The 6,585-nt window shown below is 55.0% G+C and carries 3 protein-coding genes; all 3 read left to right on the top strand.

The features are described from left to right. Window positions 1-1,383 (top strand): DUF2345 domain-containing protein (locus tag AC1RMX_RS27700; protein WP_493073662.1); only part of this gene is annotated, 1,383 nt, incomplete at its 5' end. Between the two features lie 63 nt (window positions 1,384-1,446). Next, window positions 1,447-1,710: a PAAR domain-containing protein gene (locus tag AC1RMX_RS27695; protein WP_493073660.1), complete on the top strand. Its 264-nt coding sequence runs from the start codon at window positions 1,447-1,449 to the stop codon at window positions 1,708-1,710. A 123-nt stretch (window positions 1,711-1,833) separates the two neighbouring features. Then, a complete protein-coding gene (locus AC1RMX_RS27690; RefSeq protein ID WP_493073659.1) occupies window positions 1,834-6,579 on the top strand; it encodes an RHS repeat-associated core domain-containing protein in 4,746 nt (1,581 codons plus the stop codon). Window positions 6,580-6,585: the final 6 nt, after the last annotated feature.

Here is a 6,585-nt window from a genome sequence, read left to right as displayed (position 1 = left end):
ATCAACCTTGGTTACCTGACCCATCCGCGTCCAAGCGGTGGCCAGCCACGCGGCGAAGGTTTCGAGTTAAGAACCGATCGCCATGGCGCGGTGCGTGCCGGTGCCGGCCTGCTGATCACCACCGAGCCGCGCCCGAACGAATCCAAGCACCACAAGGACCTGCCGGAAACCGCCGAACGCCTGGCCACCGCCAGCGATCAGCAGGACGGTTTCGCCACGCAGGCCAAAGAGCTGCAAGCCCAGGAAGCGGGCGACCAGGACGACGTGGCCAAGGCCTTGCACGCGCAGCACCAAGGCGTGCTCGGCTCGGGTCCGGCGAACCTCACCGCCAACGAATTCCCCGAGTTCACCGAGCCGCATCTGGTGCTCGCCAGTCCGGCCGGTATCGCCCTGACCACACCGCGCTCCAGCCACATCGCCACCGGCGAACACCTGGCGCTGAGCAGCACCGGCCACACCAGTTTTTCCATCGGTAAACGCTTGCTGGCGAGTGCCAGCCGTGGCATGCGCTTGTTCGTGCAGAGCATGGGTTGGCGTCTGGTGGCGGCGTCCGGCGACATCGACGTCAAGGCGCTCAAGGACAGCATCAACCTGCTGGCCAAACTCAACATCACCGCCAACGCCGACCGCATCACCATCACCGCCAAGACCGAACTGGTGATCCAGGGCGGCGGCAGCGCCACGACCTACAACGCCGGCGGCATCACCCACGCCACCAGCGGCCCGTACACCGCGCATGCGGCGAACTTCGCCTACACCGGGGCGAAATCCTTGGCGGGCGTGTTCCCGGAACCGCCGAAACCGGGCAAGGGCAATCTCGAATTATTCAACCAGTACGCCGGGCGTCAGGGCATCAAGGAGGGTGATTACGAAGTCATCGACGCCCTCGGCAAGAGCATCAAGGGCAAGCTCGACGGCAAGGGCTTTGCCAGTGTTGCCGGCGCCGCACCGGGGCCAGCGCGGGTGCTGTTCGGCAAGGACCCGGCGGACACCTGGAGCGAGGGCAGCTACATCGGCAAGCCGGAATGGCCGTTGAATCCGCCGGGCGCGGAAGATGTGCCGAGTCAGGTGCAGGCGATGGTCGCGCAGGCGCTGCCGAGCAAGAACTGGGATCTGTTGGAGAAGGGCAAGGAATTGGCACAGACAGGGATGGGCGCGGTGCAGACCGCACAAGGCGCGATGCAAACGGCGCAGCAGGTGAAAGGCGCCGTGCAGGGCGGAGCGGCGGGGCTGCCGAAACTGGCGAGTGCGGCGATGCCGAGTGCTTCCGGGCTGCTCGGGGCGGCGAGCAAGGCGGGCAAGTTGCCGAGTCTGCCGGCGCCGACGCTTCCAAAACCTTCCTTGAAAACCCCGGGCCTGCTGGCGGGTGAGATGCTGTCATGACGATTGAGGATGCTGTTATGAAACGTGAACCTCAGGTAACCCACAAGTCAATGGAGTGACGCAATGAAAGACGCAATTCGTTTGGGCGATTCCACCACTCACGGTGGCAAGGTGCTCGAAGCTTTCTCCCAAACCGACCTCAACGGCAAGGCGATTGCCGGGGTTGGCCACAAGGATAGTTGTCCGCTGTGCAAAGGGGTTTTCCCGATTGCCGAAGGCCGCAGCACCTACACCGTCGATGACACGCCCATCGCGCTGGATGGCATGAAAACCGCTTGCGGAGCTGCGCTGATTGCCAGTGGCCCGAAGGGCGCTGTCATCAGCTGATTTATCCCTAAACGTTTTGCTCTTGTCCTCAGGAAAGCGAATGCGCTAATGCCTGTGGGCCAGGGTCATGCACGCTCAAATACTTTCCTGAAATCCCGAGCTCCCTGCGGGTGAGATACTTTCATGTCGACTGATATTGTTATTGCTAAAAAACGTGAACCGCAGGTCGCTATTGTTCCATTGAACCTCGTCAAAGTGGGAGATGTAGGGCGCAGCGCCGCGCAATTTGACGCGTGGCTGCAGTCGACGAGTGGCGGTGTCGTCACTCTTGATCGTATTAAGAGTGTCGCCGGTGCGCTACCCGTGGTGGGTAACATCATGGCGTTAGTCGATGCGTTAAATGACATCGTCAAGCTGTCGGGCAGTTCTAAGCGCGACCCATTGGACTGGGTAAGTTTAGGTATCAACCTGATTGGTGTTTTGCCTGCGCCACCCACCATGGCCGCCGCTCGGATGAGTCTGCGTCCTACGTTGTTTCTGGTTCGACAGGAATTGAGTCTTGCAGGAAAAGCGCTGTTGGGCGATTCGGTGATTGAAATTATCATTGGCCATCTCAATGCCGATATCGTCGGCACCATTGATGATTTTGTTCAGCAAGCTCAGGCCAAGTTGGGTGAAATACTTCAATCCGCTGGCAAGCTTGGTGAAGAAGTAATCGAGGAAATCGCTTCTGGTTTGGAAAAGGCAGTCAATGGCAAACTTGACGCCAAAGGCAATCTGCAGGACGCCGAACATCTGGCTAGCACGGCAGGTGATCAGTTGTTGCATGATCCCAAGGCGGCCATTAGTAATATCTTCAGTGCAGTCGCCAGTATCTACAAGGCAGCGGGCAAGGGGGTTGCCAATAAAGCCTCCGAGCATCTGCTTCCAGATGAAGTGAAAAAAAAGGTCCTTGCAGGGACTTCATCGTTGCGAGCCATGGGTCCAGAACTGAGAGTTCAACTTAACAGGCTCAGCGATACTCAAATTCAGAACTCGGTCGGCGCGCTGTTAATGGTATTGGCGGGCGCTGTCGCCACTTGGCGTCTACGTAATGCCCATGGACAAAGTGGCAACATTAAACCCGACAAAATCAGCCAGGCAAAACGCAAGGCGGGCGAGGGTAAGACTGAGGTCAGCAAGCATGAGGTACCTGCGAAAAATCGCCCCAACAAAGAAAAGAACCGAGTGTGTGCGGCGACCAAAAGAAGCATCAGTTTCGCGTTGGGTTCAGAATCTTTGCGCCACATTGATTTCAGTTTGCCGGGAGCGTTTCCGGTTGACTGGACCCGCACTTATTGCTCGCGCTTGAAGGAATATGACCAGGACGTAATTGGCGCACGATGGATAACTCCGTTTACCACCCGATTTGATCGTGTTGACGAGGGCTTGGTGTTCCATGACTCTGATGGCCGAGACCATGAGTTCCCACTTCCCAAAGTAGGTCTGTTCCATTTCGACGCTATCGAAAATCTTACGCTCGTTCGTGTGAGTGAAGACCAACTTTTGTTATGCCGGGGTTTTGAACGTAAGGAGACATACATTCGAAATGGGCAGCGTTATTTGCTGAGTGGCGTGGTACTGCGCAATGGCGCCGGAATGATGTTGCATTATGAACACCACCATGGCGAAAGGATGGTGCTGTCAGACCTGATGACCTATCAAGGCGACGTTACCAAGGTCCAACTTCACTTGGGTACAATGATCGACGATTACGGCCGCTTGATTGGACTATGGGAGATTTTTGACGGTACTCCTCGACGCCAGCTTTGCGGTTATCAGTATGATGGCGCGGGGGACTTGATCCAGGCCCAGGATGAAAACGGTGCAGCCTGGAATTATCATTATCTGCATCACTTGATTACGCGCTACACGGACCGCACGGGCCGTGGCATGAATTTGGAGTGGTCAGGAGACGGTGCAGATGCTAAAGCTGTGCGCGAATGGGCAGATGATGGAAGTTTCGATACTCGTCTGGAGTGGGATGAGAATATTCGTCTGACCTATGTCACCGACGCCCACGGTAACGAGACCTGGCACTACTATGACAGTCTCGGTTACACCTATCGTATCCGTCATGCTGATGGGCGCTCAGAGTGGTTCTTCCGCGACGAAGCAAAAAATCTCATCCGTCACGTTCATGCTGATGGCAGTAACGACCGTTATAGCTACGATGACCGTAGTAACCTGTTAGAACATACTCGCGCTGACAATACTGTTACTTACTTCGCCTACGACGATCAGAATCAGTTAATCAAAACACGTGATGCTGAAGGCGGTCTCTGGCAGCGAGTGTATGACGATCACGGTAATGTGGTTGAAGCCATTGATCCGCTGGGCAACAAGACTGAATACGCCTACAACTCGGCGGGATTACCGACGGCGATAAAAGACGCCAGTGGCAACGAGAAAAAACTTGAGTACAACGACGCTTGTCTGTTGGTGAAGTACATAGATTGTTCCGGTAAGTCCAGCGTTTGGGAGTATGACGAACGTGGGTTGATGATCTGCTTTACCGACGCTTGCGGACAAAGTACTCGCTATCAGTATAAGGCGGGGCAACTGGCACTCATTCAGCATTCAGACAAAAGCGAAGAACGTTTTGAACGCGATGCAGAGGGAAGGCTGCTTGCCCATGTCGATGCGTTGGGGCGCTGTACCAGTTGGAGTTATACCGCTGCTGGACTGATTGCTGAACGAGTTGATGCTGCTGAGCAAACTCTGCGCTATCGATGGGATCGATTAGGCAGATTGCAAGCGCTGGAAAACGAAAACGAGCAACGCGTTCAGCTCCACTACGATCAGATGGGGCGGCTGCTGGAGGAGGTCGGCTTCGACGGGCGTACTACTCGCTATCAGCATGATCCGGAGTCTGGCCGATTGCGCTGCACCGTCAATGGGGAGCGACGTATTGATGTCAGTTTCGACCCTATGGGGCGGTTGACCGAGCGCCGTGCCACATTAGGTGAGCAGTCACAAAGCGAAGCTTTCGCCTATGATGGCAACGGCAATCTAGTCATGGCTACCAACGCCGACTCTCGCCTGGAATGGTTCCACGATGCGGCTGGCAACCTTCTGCGAGAACACCAGCATTATCTCGGCCTGGAAAAGCCGACGGTTGCAGTATGGCTTCACGAATACGATGTACTCAATCATCGTACTGCGACTACTCGCCCTGACGGCCATCGGGTCAGTTGGCTGACCTATGGCAGCGGTCATTTGCTTGGGTTGCGCCTTGATCAGCATGAACTGGTTGCCTATGAGCGTGACGATATGCATCGCGAAGTCACTCGTCATCAGGGTAATCATCTGTTGCAGACTCAGTGTTGGGACCCACTAGGACGTCTGCAGGAGCAAATGCTGGGACGTGAGGACGATAAGTCGACGTTACTGAAGCGTGAGTACAAATATGATGCAGCGAGTCAACTGACTGACATCAAAGATACCCGTCGCGGCACACTAACTTATGTTTATGATCCGGTCGGTCGCTTGCTGAACGCCACCAGCCGTCTGGGTATGGAGACATTTACATTCGACCCGGCCAGCAATTTGCTCAACGACAAAACCGCGCATATCCGACGACCATTAGATCAAGAGCAACCGCATAGCAAGCTGGTTGACAACCTGATCCGCGAGTACGCCGGTACCCATTATGAGTATGACGAGCGTGGTAACCAGATTCAGCGTTGGCACAATGGAAGTCGCTATCGGATGCAATGGGATCTATTTGATCGTCTCGTTCATTTTGACGACGCCCGATTGGCGGTGGACTTTGCATATGACGCCCTTGGGCGACGCCTGCACAAATTTTCCAGCGCCCATTACCAGCAACGACCGCAAGCCGGTTCGCAATGGAACAGTGCTGAATACGCCCGTAAACAACGAGAGTACGGTTGCGGCTTCACTCTTTACGGTTGGGATGGAAATAACCTTGCCTGGGAAAGCTCTCCGGCTCAGGTCGACGGTGGCTCGGGCCGCACTGTGCATTACATCTTTGAGCCCGGGACTTTCGTTCCAATCGCCCAGGCTCTAAGGCATGAGTCCATTCGCCTGCAGAACCAGCCGGATTACAGTGGCAGCTATAGCCTGGATGATGATCCGTTATGGAACCATAAGCCGATTGCGCAGCCGTTTGATTTATTGGCGTGGTATCAATGTGATCATCTCGGTACGCCACAAGAATTGACCGACCAAAACGGGGACATCGTCTGGAGTGCACATTACAAAGCATGGGGCGAAATCCGCGAGCAGCGTTCGACGTTGGCGCATCAGCATGGACTGACTAACCCGATCCGCTTTCAGGGGCAGTACCACGATCATGAGACGGGGCTGCATTACAACCGGTACAGATACTACGACCCCCATGTCGGTCGCTTTATCAGTAAAGATCCTATTGGTTATTTGGGCGGCCTGAATCTTTATGCCTTTGCACCCAATCCGGTCGAATGGGTTGACCCATTGGGCCTTTGGGGTGCAAGTCCCATAACAAAATACCGTCACAATGAAAATGGCACACTGAAGAGTGTAACAGCGAAAATCAGGCCAGAAGACTTAGGTACTGGAACCAATACCAACGCTAGCTCACGTGCGTTTGCTAGAGGTTTAGGTTGTGATACGGATGACGCCGGTCATGCCATTGGTAATCGATTAGGTGGAAGTGGTGGCAAGGGAAATATTTTCCCTCAGGCTCCGAATGTCAATCGTGGTGAGTTCCGCGATTTCGAGGGTGATATTGCTGAGGCCGTAAAGGGGGGCAGTAACGTTATAGTGCGTGTTACGCCTCAGTACGATGAAGGGGCAACTCGTCCCCATTCGATTCTGTACCAAGCGAGAATTGACGGACATACTGAAACCCGGATATTTCGCAACCCTTCTCCATGTGATTGTTGAGAGAGA

This window comes from Pseudomonas sp. GW822-FHT03F04, from assembly GCF_058801405.1.
Note: the sequence above shows the minus strand (reverse complement) of the source record. Positions and strands in the feature narration are given on the sequence as shown.

Coding starts and splice junctions, on each gene's coding strand:
- AC1RMX_RS27695 (WP_493073660.1), top strand. CDS start 1,447: ATGAAAGACGCAATTCGTTTGGGCGATTCCACCACTCACGGTGGCAAG.
- AC1RMX_RS27690 (WP_493073659.1), top strand. CDS start 1,834: ATGTCGACTGATATTGTTATTGCTAAAAAACGTGAACCGCAGGTCGCT.